The organism is Martinezella sp. CNPSo 3732 (genome assembly GCF_057784515.1).
Genome location: NZ_JBXSOO010000001.1, coordinates 228,446 through 251,580 on the forward strand (window position 1 = coordinate 228,446; position 23,135 = coordinate 251,580).

Sequence of the window (23,135 nt, forward strand, 5' to 3'; positions counted from 1 at the left end):
CTCCGAGTTGTCCTGCGATGGATGACGGCATGTTGCGAAATGCTTCGTCGTCGATCGCAGAATTTCACGCTGGAGCAAAAGCACCAGCTGGTCATTGGGATGATTGTCCGCACCACCGAAAGTCGTAAGTCATAAGGGCGCGTAGCCATTTTGTCGGAAAGGTCCGCCATGGCGGCCGCAACCCGGCCGAAAGCATTATGCGCGGCGCCAATCCTGACCATCGGGCGAAGGTCATGTAGTCGCTGCGGTTCGGGTAGAATTGCTGGAGAGTCCGATAGTGCAGAGGCTATTTGAACTGATAGGCTCTGACGTAATCGACAAACATGAAGGATGGGTCGGCCGCGGCCATCTTGGATATGCCGTCGACGATACCGAGGTCGATGAGCATATACATCGGCTGGCGATGTTCTGGCGGAATTTTGGTTTTCCAGACGAGATTACCGTCGAAATACATGCGTATGAAATCGGAATCGATCTTCACGCCATAGGTGTGCAAGTCAGCAGGATTTGCGGTGGCGAATACGTTGACGCGGGAAAAGGCAGAATCGTGCCGCCCATCCCGATGCCAGACATGCACCGTCGAAGAGTAGGCGCCGGGCTTATCGCCGTAATATTCGATGACATCTATCTCGGCGGTAGCCTTCGAGCGATCCTTGCCGATAAGCCAGAAGGCTGGCCAGACACCTGGCCCATCCGGCAATCGCGCCCGCATCTCGAAGTAACCATATTGCTGAGAAAAGCCATTTCCATGCTCGTCGACCGAGGCAATCAAGCCGGAGCGCCATAGACCTTTGCTGTCGCGTGCAGCGGTAATGCGCAACATACCGTCCTGTATTGCGAAGGGAAAGTCGCCGCTCGGATCCGAGAAGCGAGCACCGCCGAAGTCGCCATTCCATGGTGTGTGGGAAATCCAGCGGGTACCAGGACCCCAGGCGGAGATGCTGAGATCGTTGAAGGCATCCTCAAAGGTGAGTGTCATGCTGCTGACATCGAGCGTATCGCCGGTATCACCGGCGCGAACAATTCCTACATCCATGATCGAAACTAATGCAGCTGCAATTGACGCGCGAAGAAATACGCGGCGGTTACCCATGCATCGAACATTAGATATCGGCGAGAACTGATCCATACATGTAAGCATGAACGGTACAATTTCTGCGGTATAGAACGTATTTCGGCCAGCACGTCCACCAAAAGGCTTAGGCACGGCGGAAATACAGCTGCATGATGCCGTGGTAGCTTGCGGCGAAATTGAGGCAGAACAACCGGATTGCCAGACATGAATGCCATGGGGCTCGTAACACTGATTGTCGGAGTTGTTGCGCTGACCGCGCCTGTGCGATGGTCGTTCATCATCATGGTTTTGTCGACGGTATTCGGTGCGGCAGCGGCCTTCAGCATACCCGGCCTCGGCGGTGCATCCGTCCTCGTTCCGAGCCTGTTTCTGATATTCTTCGCCGCACGGTTGTTCGCGGCCTATGGGGAGGGGCCGTTCCTCGGCTCCCTAGCTCCCTGGCGTCCAGGTTTCTTCCTGCTGCTCCTGACGGCCTTCGGCGTCTTCTCGGCGATTTTCTTCCCGCGCATGTTCCAAGGCATGACGCAGACGATGACGGTTGAACGATCGATCGGGGCACGTAACCTGATTGCGCTGGTGCCGCTACGTTTCTCTTCAAACAATATCACTCAATCGGTCTATGCGGTGGGCGGCCTCATCTGCTTCATAACAACCTTTGCCTTCTTTCGGCGTCAAGGCACCCCTTCGGCCTTTATCAACGGCATGCTGGTTGTCGTCGGTGTCAATCTCGGCTTCGCGCTCGCCGATATAGTGACCCATTTCACCCATACGGACTTTCTGCTGAGTTTCGTGCGGACAGCCAATTACGCGCTCCTGACCAATGCCGAAAAGGGCGGGCTGAAGCGCATTTCAGGAACGTTTCCCGAAGCATCGGCCTTCGCCGATTTCACGCTCGTGCTCTTTGCCATCGTCACCAGCCTTTGGCTTGGAGGCATCCGTTCGAAGGTCACCGGCACTTGCGCAGGTCTGCTGCTGGTCGCGCTGATCCTGTCGACGTCGGCGACCGCACTTGTCGGGCTCGCCGCCATTCTGCCGATCCTCAGCCTGCAGTCATTTCTGGCCTCCCGTCGCGAACCCGGCGCCGGCCGGCCCGTTCTGATCGTGTCCATTCTGGCGAGCATGCCGCTCGTCATCTTCTTCGTTCTCATCGTCATGCCGGAGCTCGCGCATAATCTGCACGATTTTCTGGACGAGATGCTCTTTTCGAAGGCCGATAGTCAATCAGGGCGCGAGCGCTTCATGTGGAACGCCATGGCTTACCAGGCTTTTCTGGACACGAGCGGCTTTGGCGCCGGCCTTGGAAGCGCGCGGGCGTCGAGCTTCGGGCTGGTGCTGCTGTCCAATATCGGTATCTTCGGCACGCTGCTGTTTGCGATGTTCGTCGCTCGGCTGCTGATGGCCGACTTGCGCGTCTCGCATCCATCATCGCGGGAAACCACTGCGGTTCTGCGCGCCGCCAAGGCCGGGATCATCACGGTTCTCATTTCAGCGGCCACGTCCGGTACGGTGTATGACCTCGGACTGATGTTCTACATCCTCGCTGGCAGCATTTCCGCGCTGAGTGTCGGAGCACGGCAGATCCGGAGCGACTACAGCCCGCAGTTGCGTACCATCGGGGAGCTGCAATGAAGATTGTCGTCTTCAACGTCAAATACAGCGAAAACCTTGGCGACGGGCTGCTTGCTGAATGTATCGAATCCGCCTTGGCGAACGGCAGGGATGAGATCGAAGTGGAGACGATCGATCTTGCCGGACGTCAGGCCTTCGCGACAGGCCATGGCGGCCGCAGACGGCTCATGCTGGGATTGCTCCATCGACTGCCCGCAGGCGCCCGTCGGCGGCTTGTTCGCGCAGTCCTGGAACGCAGGCTGCGCGCGCTTCGCGGACAATGGGAAGAGAAGGTTGCGGTTGCCGATGCCGTCGTGATCGGCGGCGGGAACCTGTTTCAGGACGACGATCTCAATTTCCCGTTGAAGATCGGTGCTGTGCTCGATTGCGTCGTACGGTACGATCGGCCGCTGGCGATCTATGCGGTTGGGGTCGGCGGCCACTGGTCGGAGCCCGCATATCATCTTTTTGCCCGATTGAAGCAAGCGCGCCTTGTTCATCTTTCGGTGCGGGACGGTTTTGCGCAGGATACCTGGCGCGAGCACTTTCCCGATGGGCCTGGTGCGAAGATCGTGCGTGATCCCGGACTGCTGATCCAAGCCTCGCCGGGGCATGAGGGTGTGCGCGTTCCGTTCAAAGGCCCTTTGACCATAGGTCTGTGCGTGACAGATCCCATCGTCCTGTATCGGCACGGTGCCGTTCAGACCGATGGTATCCCCTTTGCCGATGTTGAAGCCTACCGGAATCTGATCGAGCTTCTCCTGGATGACGGCCAGCATGTGGTCTTGTTCTGCAACGGAGCCAAAGAGGATCAAGCCTTTGCGGAGCGTATCGGTGCTTCGGTCGCCAAGCATCGTATCGTCAGGTCCGGCACCCTTGATATTTCCAGACGGCCGCGGCTTCCGATCGATCTCATCCAGATCATCCAGTCGATGGATGTGGTTCTAGCTCACAGATTGCACGCCTGCATTGCCGCCTATGCGCTCGGAATTCCGCATGTCGGCTTAGCTTGGGACAGGAAGGTCGAAGGCTTCTTCAATTCCGTCGGGCGCGAAACCTATTTCATAAAGGGTACATCGCCGCCGCCGAAGCACGTCGCCCTGCTGCTGAAAGCAGCACAGCAGGAGGGCATAGAGGCGCGCCGCCATCGCGACACGATTTCGGAAGCCCGCGCCGGAATCTCCAACATGCGGCGGCATCTGGTCGAGCGCGACCAATGCGCTATGTCGCGAATATAGCTGCACGCAAAGCGATACAAGAGGCTCTCAGTATAGAATTTATGACACTGGCGGCAATACTAAAAAATATACATAAAAACGGCCAATTTTGTCGCGCTATGGCGGTAAACATTCGAGGAACGACGGATATCGATTTGCAATAAAGACATCGTGAATTTTCTATGGTAATAAATACTTGGAACTCACGAAAAATATATTTTCGAAAGGCCCATAGAGCGTTCGAAATATGCTTTTCGTCCGAGGGGATGACGGCATGGCAGCGCAGCTTTCAATTGAGCATATTCGCAGCCTCGGTGGTGTAGCGCGGACTTTTGTTGCAGGTAGTGCGATCTGCGACTACGACAGCGATACGCCACGCCTTCTCTTTGTGCTCGACGGGTGGGCCTCACGCAGTAAGATGCTGCCGAACGGCACACGCTTCATGACGGAATTCGTGTTGCGTGGCGATATGATTTCGACATCCCTGACGGCGCTTTCGCGCGAGACCGTGCGGGCGATCACCAATGTTACGGTGATGGTGTTCCCGGACTTTACCTCTCTGCCGAAGATCGAAGCGCCAACGTTTTTTTATCGTATCGTCATTGCTGAACTGGTGCGACATCAGGCGCGTATGTCGGAGCGGCTCGCTAACATAGGACGGCGCGATGCTCTGGAGAAAACCGGCTACCTGCTTCTTGAGCTCGGGGCACGCATCGGCACCTCGCGAGACTATGCAAACGCAGAATACTTCGATTGTCCTTTGACCCAGGCGGATATTGGCGACGCGGTCGGCCTGTCGACCGTGCACATCAACCGCGTCCTCAGGGACATGCGTGAAGCGGGCCTGCTGTCCTTCCGCAACGGCATTGTCGCCTTTCTCGATCGGCCGCGTTTAGCCGATCTCGTCGACTTCGACGAATCCTGTTTCGATACAACTATGGTTTGAGCAATACTTTGTCTCCATTACTAATGGAGCAAGAAAGAATTATTTTATCCAATATTTAAATTCATTATTAACATATGTTAATGCGCGGAAAAACAAAATAAGCAATTACTACGGTAACATAAACCTAAAAAGAGGGGAGAAATATGGGAACTCAAGAAAAGCCTCGGCTTAAACGGATGTTATTCTCTTTAAATCGAGTAAATACTCTAATGGTTGCAAGAAATACAAAGGCCATTTTAAAAGTTGGGGGTAACGGCCATGATTGGACAATCGCTCACAAGTGAAAAATTCACGTCAGACACGGGCGCACGCATCATTTCAGTTCGGACATCCGACACGTTGAGGCCATTCATCGCATCCGGCACGCCCGGGATCGATGAATGGGAAGACTATATTCTTCTCATAGATTCTCGTGCTCTCGATCGCGAATGCCTGTCGAAAAGTCTTACCGAATGCGATAGCGCCATGCATATCGTCACCGTGGGTTCGCTCGACGAATGGCAGATGCGCAATATGCAAGTATTACCGTCCGCAGTTCTCTTCATGATCGGCGGCCGCAAGGTTTCCGACGCGGATGTGAGTGCCAAGATCTGCGCTCTGGTGGAAAGATTCCAGACGAGCCCGGTGATCGTGGGCGCTGATGGTGACGAGCTTGCACAGTTGCTGCATGCGCTGGAGTGCGGCGCCCGCGGCTACATCCCGACCAGCGTCGGAATCAAGGTCGCCGCCGAAGCGGTGGCTCTCGCGCGGGCAGGCGGTGTCTTCGTGCCGGCAAGCAGCCTGTTGGCTGCCAAGGAGGCGATCGCACCCGTGGCCAGCCGCAACTGCTGCCTCGATAGCCTGTTTACGCCACGCGAAGTCGTCGTCGCGGAAGCTCTGAGGCGAGGCAAGGCAAACAAGATCATCGCCTATGAGATGGATCTTTGCGAGAGCACGGTCAAAGTGCACATTCGCAATATCATGAAGAAACTGAACGCGACGAACCGAACGGAAGTTGCCTACAAGATCCGGGAACTTGTTCGATAATAAGGCCGGCCATGGCATCGATCATGGTAATGATGCCGGGAAGCGCCGTGTCGCTCCAGCTAGAAGCGATCGGCCCCGGCGCCGGTGCAGCAAGTGCCCTGCAAGGCAGGCTCGCAAAGCCCCGGCTCTTGAAGCTGCAGTCAGTTGACGGAAAAGTGCCGGCGGCTCATTGCCGCCGCAAGATCACAGGCATAGGCCGGGTCCCGAACATTCGAACAGCCTTGTCGGGACCTTGAGGGCCGGCCGCAGGTATGTTTTTCCGGCGTTTGAGCTTTGCGTCGTTGGCGCGACGAGCGGGCGCAATATCCGCACCGCTGCGACGGTATATCGAAGAAGGACCGCATCCGGCAAATGCCGACATTGTCTGGCAACCGAAGTACATGCAGGCTCCGGTAATTCCAGCAAAAAGAGGAAGCGGTCTGGCGTGCGCAATTGCGTGAAAGCAATTGGGATGAAGCATTTCCCACGCTGCGCCCAAAGCAGAAATGCTCTCGATCAGCGTTGGGCGACGCGCAGGGAAGCAATCTCCGCGGGTTTGTCGTCGATGATCGCGCTGACGGTCAGGAGACCTGGCTGACGCAATCTTAGCGGTGAAAAGACAAGGCTGGCGCCGACAACAACGTTGATCGGAATATCGCTCGTCTCCGCATCCTCCACGACATCCTTCTGCTCGCTGAGCTGAGCGGCGTCCAATCGTTCTTCAAGAAGCGGCTGACGGTCGCCAGGCGCAATGCAGCGCAAAACGATCGATCGGTAAGGTTCCGTCGCCAAGGTGATCAGATTCACATGCACGCAGAATTTCGGCAGTGAAAAGGGAAATTCCGGCAGCATCAGTACACCGCTATAGACGCCGATGAAGCTGAGCTTTTCGCCGATTTCGGTGCGAACGTCGTCGCAAAAGATGCAATATCCATAGCGCATGTGTTTCAATCGTCCCGATCGTTGTTGCCACGAGCAATTATCGTGCGGATGGCCCTTGAAGAGCTCCAGGAAACCGCTCCGCCGGAACGAGCGGGATGAATAGCCGCTCGCGTCTCCGCTTCGGAGAGGTAACTGCCGTCTGCTGCCGACCCCTTGGGATCGCACAGCTCAATGTGAATTTCCTTGTCGAGCGCCCAGGCGAGATCCGCAATCGAACGAAGCGGAAGCTCTGTCTGCCCGCAGAGATAACGGTTCAGATCCTTTCGGCTGACGCCGACCAACTCCGCAAGTCGCTGCTGAGTAAACCCTTTCTGCGACCGCCTTTCGAGGACGGCGGCGGCCAGGTCGCTACGAACATCTGCGATGAAACGGCTGGCTGCCCGCGCCCGCGCCCCTATCTCAAACCGAAATGACATCTTCCGGATTTACTCCCTCTACGCACAACGCATCATCCACACCAAGCGTGCGGCGTAATCGGCGCACCTCCAGCCGATAGCCGCGGTAAAGATCATGGTCCTTCACATGGTCGGCCCAGTCTCCAAAGACGGCGACAAAACAGTCGCGCATGGCGAACCAGCCGAATATGCGGAAATCGACAGTCTTCAGTTCCCAAACCGCATTTCGTTCGACCCGGATTGCCCGGAATTGTCTGCAATGAATGAGCGGTTTCCCCGAAACGAAAGTATAGAAAAGAAAATCCAGCTGCTCGACAGGCCTGAGGACCGCTCCGAGCGACGATGGTTCGTCCTTGCTTACGCGTTCGCTCAACCAGTTCACAAAGCTTGGCGTCGCGAAAAGCAGCCGCTTGGGTGACTGCTTTCGACCAAGCTGAATCTCAACTTTAACGATTGCTTCGGATGCCACGAGACTGTCAAACGTAGCCATAGCTGTCAACTAATCCATTATCATGTGGCAAGCCTTTCATCGAAGCTATCTATGGGTAGCATGAATTGCTGCACACTTGGATTGTATTTATCTAGCTTTCATATGGGTTAGAACGCCTAATCAAAGAAGAGTATAGCTCATACGTCATAGCGATACACATCTAATCCGTTACTCATTTCGAGGTAGGCTATTTCTATTTCACATAGATCTGCGTTGCTGTCTTAGTCCGAACGGTTCTCTTGTTCGGTTCTCCTTCCGCGGCCTATTAAAAGCTCGAGGGCGGCGAATGGTCGCTTGCCCCGTCATGGAGAACAGGGAGGATCACATGAGGACGATTGGAGCTCTCGCCATCTTGCTGGCAAGCACGTCTTTGACACTTGCCGGACCACCGTCGCCGCCAGCCGAAAATGAATCGTTTATCGGCCAGGTGGGTGCGTTCAACGGTGCTTTCGTCAGTCAGAATACTGGCAACAATGATGCTCTGACATTCCAGAATGGCGTCGGCAACTTCGCCGTCACCAATCAGGACAAGGCCAAGTCCAACACATCAGCCATCCTGCAATTCGGTGACGGCAACGTCGCCTTCGCCGACCAGAAAGGCAAGACCAACGATCAGAGCACGTTCCAGGCCGGCGTCATGAATTTCGCTTCGACCCTGCAGCGGGACGGCGCGGACAACAACTCGACGATCGCCCAGTTCGGCTTCGGCAACTCCGCCTTCGCGGATCAGTCCAAGGGAGATAACTCCCAAGACACGTTGCAGGTCGGTGGCTTGAACTTCGCCTCGACGAACCAGACCGACGGCAAGCATGGCGGAAACGACTCCAGTACCATGCAGTTCGGCTGGGGTAACGGCGCCATCGTTGGCCAGGACGGCGGCGGCAACGACCAGACGACGCTGCAGGTCGGCGCCGGCAACTTTGCCGTCACCTCTCAGTTCGGTGTCATCGGCTTCAACGGCAATTCGTCGTCGACGACCCAGTTCGGTTGGGGCAACATATCCTTTGCCGATCAGGCGGGCGGCAACAACTCGCAAGACACGTTCCAGGCGGGCGCGCATAACTTCGCCATGACCGGCCAGTCGTCGTTCTTCGGCACGAATAAGGCGACCACGGCGCAATTCGGTGTGGGCAACACCGCTCTGACATCCCAGATCGCCAATCCGCTCGGCTCCAACAATTCGATGATCGTGCAGGCGGGCTATCGCAACACCGCGATCGCCTCGCAATCGGGACTGCAAACCGTGTTCCCCGTCAGCGGTTCGAACCTTCAGGGAACCATCCAGATCGGTTCGGGAAACTATGCCGTTACCTCTCAGACCAGCTCGAGCGGCCTGACAAACACGTCGGTTACGGCCCAGTTCGGCTATCGCAACACGGCCGTTACGGTCCAGCACTGAGTGAGCCGATGGAGGAGGCGAAAGCAAATGTCCGCCTCCTCCTTTAATGCAGCTGAACCAGCCATGTATGCCGGAATCAATGTCGGGCGATCAACATTCATCTTGCTTCTGAAATCCTTCTTGTCCGCGGCCTTGTTGTTCGCGTACGCCGCTCCTGCCTCGTCTCAGGCCGAGTTTGAGTGCCTGATCAGAGCAGACAGGAGGGATGAGTTTCTTATGGTGCGGGCGATTGCAAAGTCTGTAGTAGCAGTATCCGGAACATACAGGCTGGTTCTTTTCAAACATAGCGCAGCAGGTTCAAGCCAGAGCATTCAGCAAGGTAGCTTCGCATTAAAGCCAGGAGCAGAGAACCTTCTTGCCACGACAATGGTCGATGCAGGAAACGAGGTAGAGCTGACTGCAAGACTATTGATCGAAACCGATCGAGGTACATCACAATGCAGATTATCAGAATGAAACGCCTGAACGATACGAAATCCGCGCTCGGCGCCGCTCTCGTCCTGGCTGCCTCGTTCTGCCAGATTGCAACGGAATGCCGAGCCGAGACGGCCTATGTCGCCCAGATTCCGGTGAATGTCACGACGACGGTGCAACTCGGAAATCTGCCACCTCAGCAGCAGCAGCAGCAACAATATCATCCTTTGTCGTCCTACCTTTCAGCAGGTATGGCCAGTACGCCGGAAGCAATCATAGTGCCACGAGGCAATAACCTGGCAAGGACGCTAGAAATAGGAACGCGCAACAGCGTGTATCACCTTCAGTCAGGAACGGGTAACAGCTCGACTGCCGGTATCATAGGGAACTACGGCAATATCAACGTCCTGCAATCCGGCAATAATCTGAAGTCGAATGTCGTACTGCTGAATGGCGCAGGCCTGAACGTAAGTGTTCTTCAGCCTGCTGGTTCGGCGCCTGTCAATGTGCTGATCGCGCGTTTGCCGGGTGGCGGCTTGCTTATCAAACGTTGAGTGGGCGCAGCAGCCTTTGAAAACAAGGGAGGGGAATAGTAATGAGAATAGATGCGGCAATGATTACAGTTGGTTTGTTAGCCTTGATGACGGCGCCGGCTATGGCGGGGCAATTGGTCTATCAGCCGACCAATCCGACATTCGGGGGAAATCCGTTAAATGGTTCATTCCTGCTTTCGACGGCACAGACGCAGGGTGCCGGCGTCAAGTCGGGGCAGCAGCAGACGCCGGATCTCTCCGGTCTCGATAAGGCCTTGAGTAATCTTGGAAACGTTAATCAGGGTACGGGTTCGACTGGAACATCTCCGGTCATCGTGATCCAGAGCGGCCAGGTGCCGGCCAATCCTTGAGCCAAATTGATTGCGTCATCGTTCGGTGTTGTTGGGAGCGATTTATTCGAGCGTCCATGTCACATGTTGGTTTTTCTGTCGCAGCCATTCTATGCGGGTTGGGTCTTGGTGGCTGCGCCGCCGCGGGCAGCAGCCTCGATCCGATGAGTACCCCAGCGACGCTTATGCCCGCCACGAAGTCGGGTGTGGCATTGGAGAGCCTGCCGCCACCCATACAAAAGCTCGATGTGGCAGTCTATTCGTTCCCCGATCTGACGGGACAGAACAAACCCAATGAAAACTTTGCCGAATATTCCCGCGCCCTGACGCAGGGCGGCGCGCAGCTGTTGACTGACGTGCTGACCAAGGCTGGTAACGGCAACTGGTTCAATGTCGTCGAGCGTACGGATCTGCAATCGCTGCTGCAGGAACGGCAGATCATCCAGAACACCAGGTCGGCGGTCTACGGCGCCAAGGCCGGCGGCATCCCGCCGCTTCGGTTTGCCGGCGTGCTGCTCGATGGCGGCATTATCGGTTATGATTCCAATGAAACGACGGGTGGTATCGGTGCCAATTATCTCGGGATCGGCGGAAACACGCAGTATCGCAAGGACATCGTGACCGTATCCCTGCGGGCCGTCAGCGTCAGTACGGGGCGTGTGCTGGCCTCGGTCAGCACCACCAAGACGATCTATTCCGTCCAACTGCAGGGATCGGCATTCCGCTTCGTCGGCGTCGACCAGCTGCTCCAGATCGAGGGCGGTATTACACGAAATGCGCCCACGACGTTGGGCGTCCAGGAAGGTATTCAGCTCGCGGTCTATTCGCTGATTTTCGAAGGCGTCAGGAACGGGCTGTGGCAATTCAGGGATGCGGCCGCCGGCGCAGCCTTCATGCGATATCTGGACGAGCATCAAAGAGCCATGACCTATAAGCTCGATGCCAACGGTCGGCCGATCGGCCCGGCAGTCGCCGTTCCCATCGCCAGCGCGGCGCAGCCGGCCGTGGAGGCTGCGTCCCAGCCCATTGTGGTCAAGGATAAGCCGAAGAGCTCATGATCGTTGCCAGCGCCGAATCATTTTTTCCGGCAGATCTCAGATTGTGCGTTGTCAGGTCCGCAGGTCGCCGCTCCATTCTGGGTGCCGGCATTCGGATTTGGTTTGACCGGAGCCTTGGCGGCAGGTCCTTTCTCCAGGTTACCGTTCGTCCTCGGCAGAATACGTCCTTTCACTTGGGGAATTTGGGTCTCAGAAAATCCGGAACGTCGGATAATGGGTTGGCTGCTTGCTAGGACATCGGCTGAGCCAAGCGTGCCGGCAAGAAGCAAGATGGTTGTAACAGCAATGATTTTACTGGGATGCATCATGTTGATACCGCTCCTGAATCGCAATCTCGCGCCGATATCGAGTTATCGGCTCCGAATATGCCGCTCTCGAAGTTTCAACTGCCCGAAGGCCTCTCAGTTCCATGTTTGCTGCCGCTCTTATCGGCGGTCTTGCTCTAGCCGCGCGCACGAGGCGGGCGCCTGGTGCTTTCATCATCGCCTGCCATCGAAATGCAGTCAGCGTGACACTGTGCCTGACCCAACCGTCGGCAAATGGCCATCGGTCGGTGCGGGTGCGGCCCGCTCGGTTACGCCCTCGCCAACATTCGGAAAAATGCTGCTTGCCAATCGGACGTTCGCCTGTGTCCGTGATGCCCGCCTCGGCTTCTGCGGCATCACCCGGCGGTTAGCCGGAGACACGGGCATGACGGATGTTTCCGGTAGCTGTTCGACGAAGGCAGGATTTGCTTCCGCGGAGGGAGCCTGTTGCAGATAGCTTTCGTCGCATACGGCGCCATCGGTCAGCGCGAGTATGGCGATCAGGGAGTAACCGGCAACGAGTCTTGATGTCATCTGAATCGATTCCCTCGCGTCTCACTAAATAATAATCGTCTATATTTCCTGCATTAAATAAATTAATTGAAAATCATCGGATTTTTTATCTGATTTAAAGGCAATTTAGATTGGCATATATTCGACATTATTGCAAGTGTATTGTAAAGTTGCAAACTAAACGGGGAGGGAGGCATGAATTTATATTTGAGGGCGTCCATATGTTGTATGGTTTTCCTGCTTTGGGGAGCGGGTGTTTCCTCCACGCTAGGAGCCGATAGTAGCCCAGGGGCGCCGCAATCGGGGCCTCAAGATGTGACACCGGATGCCGGCACGGCCAATCCATCCAATGCCGTGGCGCCAGCTCCGGCTACATCCGCACCGGCCGGTCCGCATATTACCGAACAGAAGTTCGATGCGTGGACATTGCAATGCTCGGCCGACAAAACGATGAAGCCGCGCTGCCAGATCGTCTACCGATTGACGTCACCGGATCAAAAGCAGGTATTCATGGTCATCAGCATGGCGCGTTCCGCGGACAAGAAGGTCGGCATGCAAATGGCTCTTCCGCTCGGTTTTGCTATTCAGGGTGGTGTAAAAATTGGCTTCGGCAGCAAATATTCGACAATGGCGAAGGTATCGCGCTGCACCACGCAAGGATGCCTGGTGGAGGGGTTGTGCCCACCCGAGATGCTTGCCGCCTTGATGAAGGAAAAGTCGGGAAAAGTCTCGATCCGGATGATGCAGGGAAACATGGCGGAGCTTCCGATCTCCCTGACTGGCTTCGGCGCGGCCTTCCAGGCAATGCAGGCAGATAGCGGATAATGATTGAAGCGCTTCCGTCCGGTCGCATGTCCCCTATTTACGACTACAAAGAGAAGGCTTCCGATATTACTGCCAAGAAGGGCTTGACGATTTCCGTAAGTTCAGGTCCTCCCGACTTCCTATGAATTGGTTGGTTCTAAGCGCCCGCGTGTTTCTGGCAAGGCGGCGAAGGGGCCGCTCGCACGATCTCCTTCGCCGCTTTCATCATCAGTGGAAGCTACTTTCCATTCATCACCTGCAGGTCGGCAACATCGATGCCGTGCGTGTCGAACCACCATGCCGGTGGCATGTCGGGATATTTTTCGCGAAGGCGCAAATATTTGGAGCGCAATCGTTCCTGACGCACGACTTCCTGTTCGAAATATGGATGGTCCAGTGCTCCGCCCATCACATGGATGCGGCGAAGGAGCTTTCGCAAGACGTATCCCTGCTCCTTGTTTCCAGGTTTGTAGCCGCTCTCCACGATCGTCGTGACCGTGTCGCGCAGCGTGTCAAGTGCATCGGCCGGCGGAGTGCCGTTCACGATCATGTCGAGACGTTCGGCACCGAAGCCGACGTCAATGCAGGTTCCGAGCGGATTGACGATATTTCCGATCTCGATGCCGTCCTTATAGAATTCGGTGCAGTATCCATTGATGCTGCCGTCGCTCCACGTGCATTCGTTATCCGGGATGATGGGAATGCGGCCACGATAGAACGGCGCCCATTCTTCGAGGCGATCTGGATGAATCGTGACATGATCGGGCACGAGGCCAAGGGTTCCGAGAAACTCGAGCCAGAAATCGATCGCGTCGCCGACAGCCATTTCCCTGAACGAGAAAAGCCCCAGCATCGTGAAATGAAGGAAATGCGTTCCGTCCCCGATCTCGTCGAGATCGCCCATTCGCAGGCAGGCCTGAGCGTTGGCAACCGTACCAATATGGGAAGGATCGGAGAAGAGGGGCTTGTACTGCTGCATCCCAGCGCTGCAGAAGAGCGTGGTATTATCGTGCGGCTGTACGGAGTCTATACGTGTGAATTTGATGCCTTTGGAAAGGCAGAAGTCTTGGTATTGCTGGATCAGGCGTCCCGCGATGACATAGGCAACCTCCTTTGCTGTTCGTGCGCCTTCTTTAAACATAGCGACACGATGCAGGATCTGCAATGCGCAGATGCGAGTTTCCCCTTGCCGGACAGAAGGGCATGCTCCTTCAAGTGGTGGATCTTCTTCACCTTTGCTACATGCCTGTCTTGTTTGTGCTGTAGATCTGGTCCCAGTGTGCTGACGGCTATTTTGGACGGGAGCGGCGAGATTGCTTCATCGATCGGTTTGGTGTACGGCCTTGGCCCATAATGATCGCAAGCGATCGCCGCGCGACGGTCGTTGCCCTCAGAGAATGCCAGCCTTTCATCAATGCTGATTGCCCATCAACTGCGCTCCGTCGTCGAGCACACACTGAAATATCATGGTTAAACAGACAAAACCTTTCATTATCGAAATCAAATCCTCCCGCCGAACAAAAGCAAAGCCAGTCGAATCGGCAAGATCGATCTGGGGAGAGCTTGCTGCCGATCTCAAGCAGACCCTGGCAATGGAGCGGGAAACGCAGGCAAGCGCGTCTGCGCATGCGGATTGCGTCCTGCGGCCGACACCTGATTCCGAGGCGGTTATCGATCAGGATGAAGCGACGGCTCCGCAGCCAGGGTTTCAGTTTCTTGAAAAGTGGATTGCAAAGAAGGCTGAGAAGGCGAAGGCCGGCTCGCAGGGCGCGGTTGAGACGTTCCTCGCGCGGCTTGACCAGCAGAAGATGCTGCTTGCCGAGTTTCAGTCGGATCCAGACGGTTTCAAGCGCTGGCGCTCGGCGTGGTTTCGCAAGGTTGCCGGTGGTTTCGGCGTGAGCGTCAGCCATGACCTGATCGATGCTGGCGGCGGTCTGCGATATGTCCTCGTCGATACGCTTGATGGCGTCTCTCAGTTTCTCGAGGATCTCCGTTACCACGCGCAAACCGACCTGGATTTTCAGCAGGCTTTGGAGGCGAACCGCAAGCAGCGCGCAGCCCGGCTGGCGGGCGGCAAAGCAATGTGATGGCTTTTTGGGACAACGGTATGTCCCAGGTCGAAGACCCGGAGTGCGGCGCGATCAGGCAGATCGGCTTCAGCCGCTTAATGGCCCGATCTTCGGTATCCTTGCCGTAAAGCCGCACTTGCTTTCGCGCAGCTGGCTCGCGGTTTCGAGAGCAGGCGAGCCATCTATCGGTGGCGTCTCAGTATTTCACGTTCTTTTTGTGGGCGCGCCACGCGGCGCTCCCATAGGATGAGCAGGAAGCTTGAGGCGATGATGAGGAGGGCGCCGGCAAAAACGTTCGTCGCCGGAATCTCGGCCCAGATCACATAGCCGTACACGAAAGCCCAAACAAGACCGCTATATTCGATGGGCGCCAGCGTAGAAGCGGGCGCGTATCGAAAGCCTTCATAGAGCAGAAACTGCCCGATCGTAGAGATCACGCCGAGGGTCAGCATCAGCGCCCAGCCGCTCGCATCAGGGGTCTTCCATGTCCATGGAAATGACAGGGCGCAGGCAATGCCGAATATCAGGCTCGTGGCATACATCTGGGTGAGCGTGGTCTCGCTTCGGCTGACGAGCCGGATCAGGATCGTGCTCCAAGCCCAGCAAAAACCCGCGACGAGGCACATGGCGGCGGGCAGGAGGTTGGGCGAATGGCTTGGATTTGCCGCGATCGCCACGCCGATGAAGCCTCCTATGCAGGCGATCCAACGGCCCGCATGGATCTTCTCCCCGAGAACGAAGATCGAAAGAACCATGACGATAATCGGCGCCGAGAAGTACAGTGTCGTCAGTTCTGCCAGACCTAGATAGCGGGCCGCGTTGTAAAACAGCAGCCAGGCAAGCAGCATCAGCCCGGCGCGCAGGACGACCGTGCCGCGATAGGGGCTCTTGAAAATTGACGGATGGCGCCGATAACGGACGAGCACGCCTGCAACCAGCACGATGACCAGACTGCGCATGAAGAGGATCTCGGGCACTTCATAGCTGGCGACGAGCCACTTCACCATCGCGTCCTGAAGTGAAAAGCAGGCATATCCCGCGCAGGCGAGTGCGATCCCGGCAATGGGTCCCTTTTTACGGCTTCCGGAAATCATATGGCCTCACAGGGTGTGTCGAATCGATATGGTTGCTTCCCATTGCAGGAAGCGGTTCCAGGCGCGATGGCGCGCGCGACCTTCTGGCTAAGCGCTTTCCCTCGAACTGACAAGAGAGCCGGAAGTCATCATGCTGCTTCTATTGTGCTTTTCGTGAGCGCTTCGATCGAGGATGGAACGAAACGCCGTCTGCGATGTTCCCCAACTGGAAACCCCCGGTGGTGAGACTTCCTGAGAGGACATCGTGCCTGACCTTAGCGATATCATGCGGGTGGATGCGGACTGGTTGGATATTGTCGTCCGTCTGGTGCTGGTGGTCGTAGCTGGGGGGCTGATCGGCATCAATCGAGAGATGGGGGGGCATGCGGCCGGGTTTCGCACGACGATCCTCGTCGGGCTTGCCGCGTGCCTGTCGATGATCCAGGCCAATCTCCTGCTGTCCACAGTGGGCAAGACGTCCCAGTCCTTTGCATCGATGGATGTGCTGCGCTTTCCACTCGGCGTGTTGACCGGCGTCGGCTTCATCGGTGGCGGTGCCATTCTCAAGCGCGGAGATCTCGTGACCGGCGTCACGACGGCTGCGACCTTGTGGATCATGACGGCCATCGGCCTGTGCATCGGCGGCGGTCAGCTTATTGTCGGTTCGGCCGGCGCTCTCATTGCCTTTGTTGTGCTATCGCCGCTTAAACAGTTCGACAGGCTGATCCCGCGCAGGCAGAAGGCGCGTCTAGTGATAGAGCTGCCGCGTGATGCCGGCGTTGGGGTCACCGATATGCAAGCAGTGCTTGAACCGCTCGGGTATGCCTGCGCCTTCGTCGGCAAGGCGACGGGTCCGACCGAGGCCATTGCGCATATTTCCTACGAGGTGCGATGGCGGCACGCAGGACCGGATGGCGGCGGCGCTCAACTGCTGACATCGCTTCAAGAGCATCACAAGGTCGTATCCTTCGAGATGCTGACCACTGGAACTTGATAGAGGCCCCCGATCGGAACATTCCGGAAGGGTAAAAGTTTGTCCCTTATCGAAAGGGAGAAAACCATGACCGAAACCAAACAACAGACGATGGCAAAGGCTTCTCCGGATCGCGGCGATATGCGCACCCTTCGGGCGCTTGATCAGGCAGCCGGTGGCTCGGGGGATATTGCGGACGAGGAAACGAAGCAATATTCGTCAGAGGAAATCCCGCCTGAGCCTGGTACCGATGACGCGCGCTGCGAGGATTCAGCCGAATGCGACCTTCAGCGTAAGCAAACGGCCGATGAAATTTCCGTCAGGATTTCCGATATCAGACCGATCTCCGGCTCAAGGAAGGTCGGGGATGGCAGAGTCTCCGAAGACCTGCCAGCGAAGTCCTCTGCGCTGGCACAGGAAAGGACCGATGGGGAAATTCGTACCGAGATCGAAGACAGGCTGAGGGCTGATCGATTGCTCGACACAGCGAGCATCTTCGTCACCGTCAGCCGCGGGCGCGTCATTGTCGAAGGATCCGTCGAAAATCACGAGGCCAAGCAGCGCGCCGAGGCGATCTCCCGGCAAGCCAGCGGCATAGTCGGGCATGACAGCAATCTTACCGTGCGCAAATCCTCATAGGATCAGGACTTCGACATGCGAATGCTGCTGCTCCTCATTTTCGGCTTCATGATCGCGTCCATTCTGGCGATTCTCGTCATCAAGCCGTTTACGTCGAGCGATAATCGAGACTCTGGGGCCGTTACGCACGGTCCCATAGAGCAACCCGAGCCAAAGCCATAAGAAAGATCGGCACTATTTCTCTGGCTGTTGGCCGTTCTGCTGTTCTTTCGGCTGATCACCGGGCTTGATGACAGGCGTGTTGCCGACCTGCGGTGCGGGCTTTTCCATTTTGCTGTCGCCAACAGGCGGTGGTTTCAGCACGCCGCCGCAGTCGGACAGCTTCTGGCTGGGGTTGCCGTCCGGCGTCGACGTCTGTCCGCTTTCCGCATGCTTGTTATCGGTCTGCCGGTTGGTATCCTCTGCCTTGCATCGATCGTCGTTCGGTTGCTGTTGTGCGAACACGAAATTCGATGACATGGCAGCCGTTACCGCCGTTATCAGCAGGAAGCGCCCGCATTTGGTCACCAAGCTCCGGCTGTTCGAAAGGCGTGACCACTCAGGCCTCGGTGGAAATGATGGTGTCGACGCCGATAGTTCCTTCGGCGGCGCCGCACTGACGATAATTCTTGCCATTGTTCACCTCCATGACGGATGGAGTTTTCCGTTGCGAAAGACGCTGCCCTCCTGGTCATTTTGTGTTCCGCGGGGCGGCATCGATATTCATGAAATCCAGCTCCCTTTCGGTTGCCAGGATCAAGCGTCGCCCACGGCCCAGCCGCCAACCAGAACGGGCTATACGATTTTGCATTCAGCCAGGCCGCGATGAAGATCAGACGGTAAAGCGTCAAAGGCTGATCCGCCTTCCATCTCCTCGAAGGTTGGAAAGGCCGCAGATCGGATGGATAGGAAGCTCGACTGCCATTTCGTTGGCTATGGAGAGAAAGCGGAAAAATCTCCATATTCTTCAGCACCATCGCGTCCGCTTGGCACGATCTGCAACCTCATTAAGCTAACGCCGGGATTTGCGCATTGTTCCGTTTATGCCGATTGAACGCGGATGCTCCTCGATGGAACCATCTTTCGAAGTGCCGGTTAGGTCCATATGGAATTTGCAAACATGGAGGCTTGCAATGGCATTCGAGGAACCGAAAAAGCCCCAGGACCCGAAGAAGTCCCTGTCCGCGACCGAGGCCCGCCAAGGCGTGCGTGGCACGCATCTGTCTACCATCTTGATCACGGCATTGGTTCTGGCGGCAATCGTATGGGTCGGCGTTGAAGTCTGGGGCCGTTATATCGAACCAGGCAAATCGCAGAATCCGGCGCCGACCATAAGTTCCTCCAGCGGGCAGCCGCAGACAGGCACGGTAGACAATACGCCGCCAGCAGGGCAATCCACACAACCCGCTCCAACCGATCGGACGGAGAACAATCAGCAGGGAACGAAGAGCACACCGGCCCAACCAAATCGCGACGGAACGCAGAATTAGCACGCAGGCTTCCGAGATTTGGGGATGAATGTGCGTTGCGGATGTCCGCTCCTCTTTGAGGGGACCGGATATGGGAACGGAACGGCTCTGGAACTGCCGATGACTGGAAGTTATCCGACACGTCTGTCGTCGGAGAGCGTATCTTCCCCGCTCTCCTGAGCATCGTTCGCGGATGGACGTATTACAGTCGTCCGTCGAAATCTCGCGAGCACCTCTTCGCCGTCGGCGGAGGCTCGCGTTCTCTCCATGATCTCGCGCTCCTTGGCCGCCTGTTCCCAGTGATGGTGGCTGCAGCCCCAGGGGCGGCCGGCTGCTTCCCAGATGGCGTAGGCCCTCTTGCTGATCCACTCGAACCGTTCGTCCGTCATTTTTTCCTCCTTCATGGACGCTCCCACAACTGCGGATGAGTGCGAATGTTCCCTATGGGGAACAATAATGATTCTGATGTGTTCCACCTTAAGTTCAGAACTTCACAGGCTCATGAATCCATGACAGCAAGAGGAGGATCGAATGGCTTTGACGTTGATCAGCAAGGCCTTTGCTGAGAATGCGCCGATACCGAGCAAATACGCGTTGGATGGGGAAAACATATTCCCGCCGCTTGCCTGGGGCGGCGCTCCCAAAGGGACCCAAAGCTTCGCCTTGATCATCGAGGATCCGGATGCGCCGGCGGGAACATTCCGCCATTGCGGCATCGCCAATATTCCGGCGGAATGGAGTGGCTTGGTCGAGAACGTGGATGCGATGCAGGAGCAGGCGTTGCGCTTCTATAAGAATGATTTCGGCAATGCCCGTTACGACGGTCCGCGTCCTCCGGCAGGCGATCCGCCGCATCGGTACGTTTTCCGGCTTGCCGCGCTCGATGTACCGCGGATGACGCTTCCCGAAGCCGCCGGGGCGGAAGCCATGTGGCAGAAAGTGAAGAAACACATGCTTGCAGAGGCAAGCCTTACTGGCAGCTACCAATCGTAAGCCGCGCTTTGCAGGCAGACACGATCGGCGGTTCCTGCCGTCGAGGGATGGTTGCAATGAGCAGAAGAGACCAAGACAGTCCGCACAAACAGGAATCGCGCACGTTTTCTGCGGAAGATGCACGCCAAGGCGAAATCATCCTGAAGCGACGTTGGCAGCGTCTGGTGTTTATCGGCGGGCTTGCCGCCGTAGTCCTCGTGATCCTGCTGGTGCGTTTCGCCGGCTAAGCCGGCAGAATTTCAACCTAATCCGAAGGAGACGTCATCATGCCAGCAAAGTCGAAATCACAGCAAATGGCCGCCGGTGCGGCGCTCGCCGCCAAACGCGGCGAAAGAAAGAAGAGCGAACTGAAGGGTGCGTCGAAAAGCATGGTCGACTCCATGAGCGAGAAGGAGCTTCACGACATGGCCTCGACCAAGCAAAAGGGAAAGCCGCAGCACGCGTCCAAATCCTGAGGGCTGGCCGCTGCAGGGCGGTATTTCCGGCTTGTTGTCGACGTCAGTCCAGTTCTATCGTTTCCACCGCCAGTCGCGAACTTCCGGCATATCCTCGCCGTGCCGGCGGACATAATCGTGGTGTTTGCCGAGCTTTGCCTTCAGGCTATCCACGACCTCCGGCACTTTTTCCCACAGGCCGGGAATGCGGTTGATCGCCTCCAATGCGAGATGATAGCGGTCTAGCTCGTTCAGCACGGTCATGTCGAATGGCGTGGTTGTCGTACCCTCCTCGATAAAGCCGCGAACATGGATGTTGTCGTGGTTTGTCCGTCGATAGGTTAGCCGGTGGATCAGGTAGGGATAGCCATGATAGGCGAAGATCACCGGCTTGTCGGTGGTGAAGATCTGGTCGAATGCCTGATGATCAAGGCCGTGCGGATGCTGTTGCGGGTCCTGCAGAGCCAGGAGATCGACGACGTTGACCGTGCGGATCTTGAGATCGGGGATCGCCTCGTGCAACAGCATGACGGCGGCGAGCGTCTCCATGGTGGGGACATCACCTGCGCAGGCCATCACGACATCGGGGGCGATCGTGTTGTCCTCGTAGCTCGCCCAATCCCAGATACCGACGCCGGCCTTACAATGGGTGGCCGCTTCGTCGATGCTGAGCCATTGCGATTCCGGCTGCTTGCCGGCAACGATGACGTTGATCCGGTCGTAGGTCCTGAGGCAGTGATCGCCGACCCACAGCAGCGTATTGGCATCCGGCGGCAGATAGATGCGCACGATGTCGGCCTTCTTATTGGCGACGAGATCGACAAAGCCCGGATCCTGGTGGGAAAAGCCGTTATGGTCCTGCCGCCAGACATGCGAGGTCAACAGATAGTTCAGCGACGAAATCGGTTTGCGCCACGGCAATTCGCGCGAAACCTTCAGCCATTTGGCATGCTGGTTGAACATGGAATCGACGATATGGATGAAGGCTTCATAGCACGAAAAAAGCCCATGCCGACCCGTGAGCAGATATCCTTCCAGCCAGCCCTGACATAGATGTTCGCTGAGCACCTCCATCACCCGCCCGTCGCGGGACAGATGGACGTCATAATCCTCGATCGCCTCCATCCAGACCCGATCCGTGGCTTCGAAGATGCTGCCGAGCCGGTTCGATTCCGTCTCGTCGGGACCGAAGATGCGGAAATTCTGCTTGGCAGCATTGAGCTTCAGCGTATCGCGCAAGTAGTGCCCCAGGATTTCGGTGGATTGCACCTGCTTGCTGCCGCGCTCGCCGATCTCAATGGCATAGTCCTCGATGGAGGGAACCAGAAGCTCCTGGCGCAGCAGGCCGCCATTGGCATGCGGATTGGCGCCCATGCGCTTTTGGCCACCAGGCGCAAGCGCTCGCAGCTCTTCCTTCAGCCCCCCGTTATGATCGAAAAGGTCATCGGGATCATAGCTGCGCATCCAGTCTTCCAGGATCTTGCGATGACCCTCGTCGCCTCGGCAATTGGCGACCGGCACCTGATGTGCCCGCCAGAAGCCTTCGACCTTCTTGCCATCGACTTGCTTGGGGCCGGTCCAGCCTTTCGGGCTCCGCAGCACGATCATGGGCCAGCGCGGTATGCCTTCGGACGACGTCTTTTCGCGTGCGTTTCTTTGTATGTCGCGGATGCGGTCGAAGACGCGGTCGAATGTCTCGGCCATGGCCTGATGCATGGCGGATGGTTCATGTCCCTCGACGAAGAAGGGTTCGTAGCCATAGCCCCAAAACAGCTTGCGGAGATCGTCGTCGCTTTCGCGGCCGAGGATCGTCGGATTGGCGATCTTGTAGCCGTTGAGGTGGAGGATCGGCAGTACCGCGCCATCGCGTGCCGGATTGAGGAACTTGTTGGAATGCCAGCTTGCCGCCAGAGGTCCGGTCTCGGCCTCGCCATCGCCGACGACGCAGGCAACAATCAGATCGGGATTGTCGAAGGCGGCGCCATAGGCATGCACGAGCGCATAGCCGAGCTCGCCGCCCTCATGGATGGAACCGGGAGTTTCCGGTGCGGCGTGGCTCGGAATGCCGCCGGGGAAGGAAAACTGCTTGAACAGCCTTTGCATCCCTTCCGCCGTCTCGGAAATGTCCGGATAGATCTCGCTATAGGTGCCTTCGAGATAGGTGTTGGCGACCATACCAGGGCCACCATGTCCGGGGCCGCATATATAGATGATGTCGAGATCGCGCGTCTTGATGATGCGGTTGAGATGCGCGTAGATGAAGTTCAATCCCGGCGTCGTGCCCCAGTGGCCGAGCAGCCTCGGTTTGATATGCTCCGGCTTGAGCGGTTCGCGCAGCAGCGGATTGTCCATCAGATAGATCTGGCCGACCGACAGATAATTGGCCGCCTTCCAATAGCGGTCGATCAGGGAGAGTTCTTCGGGCGAAAGCGGTGCAGTAACAGCATTCATC

Annotated in this window: 28 protein-coding genes; 17 read left to right on the top strand and 11 right to left on the bottom strand. The window is 56.9% G+C overall.

All coding sequences use genetic code 11. The features are described 5' to 3' along the window. Positions 1–286: 286 nt before the first annotated feature. Positions 287–1,036, bottom strand: a complete 750-nt coding sequence (locus AC13RM_RS00955; protein WP_244575439.1) for a glycoside hydrolase family 16 protein — start codon at positions 1,034–1,036, stop codon at positions 287–289. Positions 1,037–1,279: 243 nt separating this feature from the next. Here AC13RM_RS00955 and AC13RM_RS00960 point away from each other — a divergent pair, with 243 nt between their 5' ends. The 4 genes from AC13RM_RS00960 to AC13RM_RS00975 all read left to right on the top strand — a co-directional run bounded on the left by AC13RM_RS00960 (position 1,280) and on the right by AC13RM_RS00975 (position 5,872). Continuing rightward, positions 1,280–2,704, top strand: coding sequence for a hypothetical protein (locus tag AC13RM_RS00960; protein ID WP_374816770.1), 1,425 nt, complete (start codon positions 1,280–1,282; stop codon positions 2,702–2,704). Then, positions 2,701–3,921 (top strand): polysaccharide pyruvyl transferase family protein, encoded by a 1,221-nt coding sequence (locus AC13RM_RS00965; RefSeq protein WP_488554437.1) that lies wholly within the window; start codon positions 2,701–2,703, stop codon positions 3,919–3,921. Before AC13RM_RS00960 ends, AC13RM_RS00965 begins: the two co-directional genes overlap by 4 nt. 253 nt (positions 3,922–4,174) lie before the next feature. Further along, on the top strand, positions 4,175–4,846 hold the full coding sequence (locus tag AC13RM_RS00970; protein WP_158225478.1) for a Crp/Fnr family transcriptional regulator: 672 nt from the start codon (positions 4,175–4,177) through the stop codon (positions 4,844–4,846). 258 nt (positions 4,847–5,104) lie between these two features. Further along, positions 5,105–5,872 (top strand): response regulator transcription factor, encoded by a 768-nt coding sequence (locus AC13RM_RS00975; RefSeq protein ID WP_069615132.1) that lies wholly within the window; start codon positions 5,105–5,107, stop codon positions 5,870–5,872. 495 nt (positions 5,873–6,367) lie between these two features. Here the strand turns inward: AC13RM_RS00975 and AC13RM_RS00980 are convergent, their stop codons facing one another. From AC13RM_RS00980 to AC13RM_RS00990, 3 genes are read right to left on the bottom strand one after another with little or no spacing between them, the layout of a single operon-like run. Beyond that, entirely contained in the window at positions 6,368–6,793 is a 426-nt protein-coding gene (locus AC13RM_RS00980; RefSeq protein WP_488554438.1) for a DUF6941 family protein, read from the bottom strand. A 5-nt stretch (positions 6,794–6,798) separates the two neighbouring features. Beyond that, a complete protein-coding gene (locus AC13RM_RS00985; protein WP_285176625.1) occupies positions 6,799–7,209 on the bottom strand; it encodes a helix-turn-helix domain-containing protein in 411 nt (136 codons plus the stop codon). After that, positions 7,193–7,657, bottom strand: coding sequence for a hypothetical protein (locus AC13RM_RS00990; protein ID WP_285176627.1), 465 nt, complete (start codon positions 7,655–7,657; stop codon positions 7,193–7,195). The genes AC13RM_RS00985 and AC13RM_RS00990 overlap by 17 nt, the downstream gene beginning before the upstream one ends. A gap of 346 nt (positions 7,658–8,003) precedes the next feature. On the opposite strand from AC13RM_RS00990, the gene AC13RM_RS00995 reads away from it, so the two are divergent. The 5 genes from AC13RM_RS00995 to AC13RM_RS01015 all read left to right on the top strand — a co-directional run bounded on the left by AC13RM_RS00995 (position 8,004) and on the right by AC13RM_RS01015 (position 11,432). Beyond that, positions 8,004–9,077: a hypothetical protein gene (locus AC13RM_RS00995; RefSeq protein ID WP_488554439.1), complete on the top strand. Its 1,074-nt coding sequence runs from the start codon at positions 8,004–8,006 to the stop codon at positions 9,075–9,077. Positions 9,078–9,104: 27 nt separating this feature from the next. Beyond that, entirely contained in the window at positions 9,105–9,533 is a 429-nt protein-coding gene (csgH, locus tag AC13RM_RS01000) for a curli-like amyloid fiber formation chaperone CsgH (RefSeq protein WP_374816768.1), read from the top strand. Beyond that, entirely contained in the window at positions 9,515–10,045 is a 531-nt protein-coding gene (locus AC13RM_RS01005) for a hypothetical protein (protein ID WP_488554440.1), read from the top strand. The genes csgH and AC13RM_RS01005 overlap by 19 nt, the downstream gene beginning before the upstream one ends. 59 nt (positions 10,046–10,104) lie before the next feature. Further along, positions 10,105–10,395: a curli assembly protein CsgF gene (locus AC13RM_RS01010; RefSeq protein WP_095438963.1), complete on the top strand. Its 291-nt coding sequence runs from the start codon at positions 10,105–10,107 to the stop codon at positions 10,393–10,395. Between the two features lie 143 nt (positions 10,396–10,538). After that, complete coding sequence (locus tag AC13RM_RS01015; protein WP_285176631.1) at positions 10,539–11,432, top strand: CsgG/HfaB family protein; 894 nt, start codon at positions 10,539–10,541, stop codon at positions 11,430–11,432. A 17-nt stretch (positions 11,433–11,449) separates the two neighbouring features. Here the strand turns inward: AC13RM_RS01015 and AC13RM_RS01020 are convergent, their stop codons facing one another. Next, positions 11,450–11,740, bottom strand: coding sequence for a hypothetical protein (locus AC13RM_RS01020; RefSeq protein ID WP_488554441.1), 291 nt, complete (start codon positions 11,738–11,740; stop codon positions 11,450–11,452). 195 nt (positions 11,741–11,935) lie between these two features. Further along, complete coding sequence (locus tag AC13RM_RS01025; RefSeq protein ID WP_113228994.1) at positions 11,936–12,271, bottom strand: hypothetical protein; 336 nt, start codon at positions 12,269–12,271, stop codon at positions 11,936–11,938. 207 nt (positions 12,272–12,478) lie between these two features. On the opposite strand from AC13RM_RS01025, the gene AC13RM_RS01030 reads away from it, so the two are divergent. Further along, positions 12,479–13,075, top strand: a complete 597-nt coding sequence (locus tag AC13RM_RS01030; protein WP_488554650.1) for an invasion associated locus B family protein — start codon at positions 12,479–12,481, stop codon at positions 13,073–13,075. Between the two features lie 217 nt (positions 13,076–13,292). Here the strand turns inward: AC13RM_RS01030 and AC13RM_RS01035 are convergent, their stop codons facing one another. Further along, entirely contained in the window at positions 13,293–14,195 is a 903-nt protein-coding gene (locus AC13RM_RS01035) for an alanine--tRNA ligase-related protein (protein ID WP_285176635.1), read from the bottom strand. A gap of 325 nt (positions 14,196–14,520) precedes the next feature. Here AC13RM_RS01035 and AC13RM_RS01040 point away from each other — a divergent pair, with 325 nt between their 5' ends. Further along, a complete protein-coding gene (locus AC13RM_RS01040) occupies positions 14,521–15,141 on the top strand; it encodes a hypothetical protein (protein WP_488554442.1) in 621 nt (206 codons plus the stop codon). Between the two features lie 164 nt (positions 15,142–15,305). Here AC13RM_RS01040 and AC13RM_RS01045 read toward each other — a convergent pair whose 3' ends face one another. Then, a complete protein-coding gene (locus tag AC13RM_RS01045; RefSeq protein WP_488554443.1) occupies positions 15,306–16,217 on the bottom strand; it encodes a DMT family transporter in 912 nt (303 codons plus the stop codon). 244 nt (positions 16,218–16,461) lie between these two features. Between AC13RM_RS01045 and AC13RM_RS01050 the strand changes: the two genes are divergently transcribed. Both AC13RM_RS01050 and AC13RM_RS01055 read left to right on the top strand, forming a co-directional pair. Further along, a complete protein-coding gene (locus tag AC13RM_RS01050; RefSeq protein ID WP_488554444.1) occupies positions 16,462–17,190 on the top strand; it encodes an MgtC/SapB family protein in 729 nt (242 codons plus the stop codon). 66 nt (positions 17,191–17,256) lie between these two features. Next, the gene (locus AC13RM_RS01055; RefSeq protein WP_488554445.1) at positions 17,257–17,808 is read left to right on the top strand and encodes a BON domain-containing protein; all 552 of its coding nucleotides are present in this window, start codon (positions 17,257–17,259) and stop codon (positions 17,806–17,808) included. 174 nt (positions 17,809–17,982) lie between these two features. On the opposite strand, the gene AC13RM_RS01060 is transcribed toward AC13RM_RS01055, so the two are convergent. After that, positions 17,983–18,423 carry a hypothetical protein gene (locus tag AC13RM_RS01060; RefSeq protein WP_350223787.1) on the bottom strand — a complete coding sequence of 147 codons (441 nt, stop codon included), beginning with the start codon at positions 18,421–18,423 and terminating at the stop codon, positions 17,983–17,985. Positions 18,424–18,920: 497 nt separating this feature from the next. Between AC13RM_RS01060 and AC13RM_RS01065 the strand changes: the two genes are divergently transcribed. Next, positions 18,921–19,277: a hypothetical protein gene (locus AC13RM_RS01065; protein ID WP_374816763.1), complete on the top strand. Its 357-nt coding sequence runs from the start codon at positions 18,921–18,923 to the stop codon at positions 19,275–19,277. A gap of 110 nt (positions 19,278–19,387) precedes the next feature. On the opposite strand, the gene AC13RM_RS01070 is transcribed toward AC13RM_RS01065, so the two are convergent. Continuing rightward, positions 19,388–19,645, bottom strand: coding sequence for a DUF2934 domain-containing protein (locus AC13RM_RS01070; protein WP_095438961.1), 258 nt, complete (start codon positions 19,643–19,645; stop codon positions 19,388–19,390). 142 nt (positions 19,646–19,787) lie between these two features. Between AC13RM_RS01070 and AC13RM_RS01075 the strand changes: the two genes are divergently transcribed. Genes AC13RM_RS01075 through AC13RM_RS01085 form a run of 3 tightly spaced genes read left to right on the top strand, consistent with a single transcriptional unit; the run spans position 19,788 to position 20,704 of the window. After that, positions 19,788–20,249, top strand: a complete 462-nt coding sequence (locus AC13RM_RS01075; RefSeq protein ID WP_069615147.1) for a YbhB/YbcL family Raf kinase inhibitor-like protein — start codon at positions 19,788–19,790, stop codon at positions 20,247–20,249. Positions 20,250–20,305: 56 nt separating this feature from the next. Then, positions 20,306–20,476: a hypothetical protein gene (locus AC13RM_RS01080; RefSeq protein WP_167078130.1), complete on the top strand. Its 171-nt coding sequence runs from the start codon at positions 20,306–20,308 to the stop codon at positions 20,474–20,476. A gap of 39 nt (positions 20,477–20,515) precedes the next feature. Beyond that, positions 20,516–20,704 (top strand): DUF3008 family protein, encoded by a 189-nt coding sequence (locus AC13RM_RS01085; RefSeq protein ID WP_095438378.1) that lies wholly within the window; start codon positions 20,516–20,518, stop codon positions 20,702–20,704. 54 nt (positions 20,705–20,758) lie between these two features. Here the strand turns inward: AC13RM_RS01085 and AC13RM_RS01090 are convergent, their stop codons facing one another. Next, the gene (locus AC13RM_RS01090; RefSeq protein WP_374816762.1) at positions 20,759–23,134 is read right to left on the bottom strand and encodes a phosphoketolase family protein; all 2,376 of its coding nucleotides are present in this window, start codon (positions 23,132–23,134) and stop codon (positions 20,759–20,761) included. Position 23,135 lies beyond the last annotated feature (1 nt).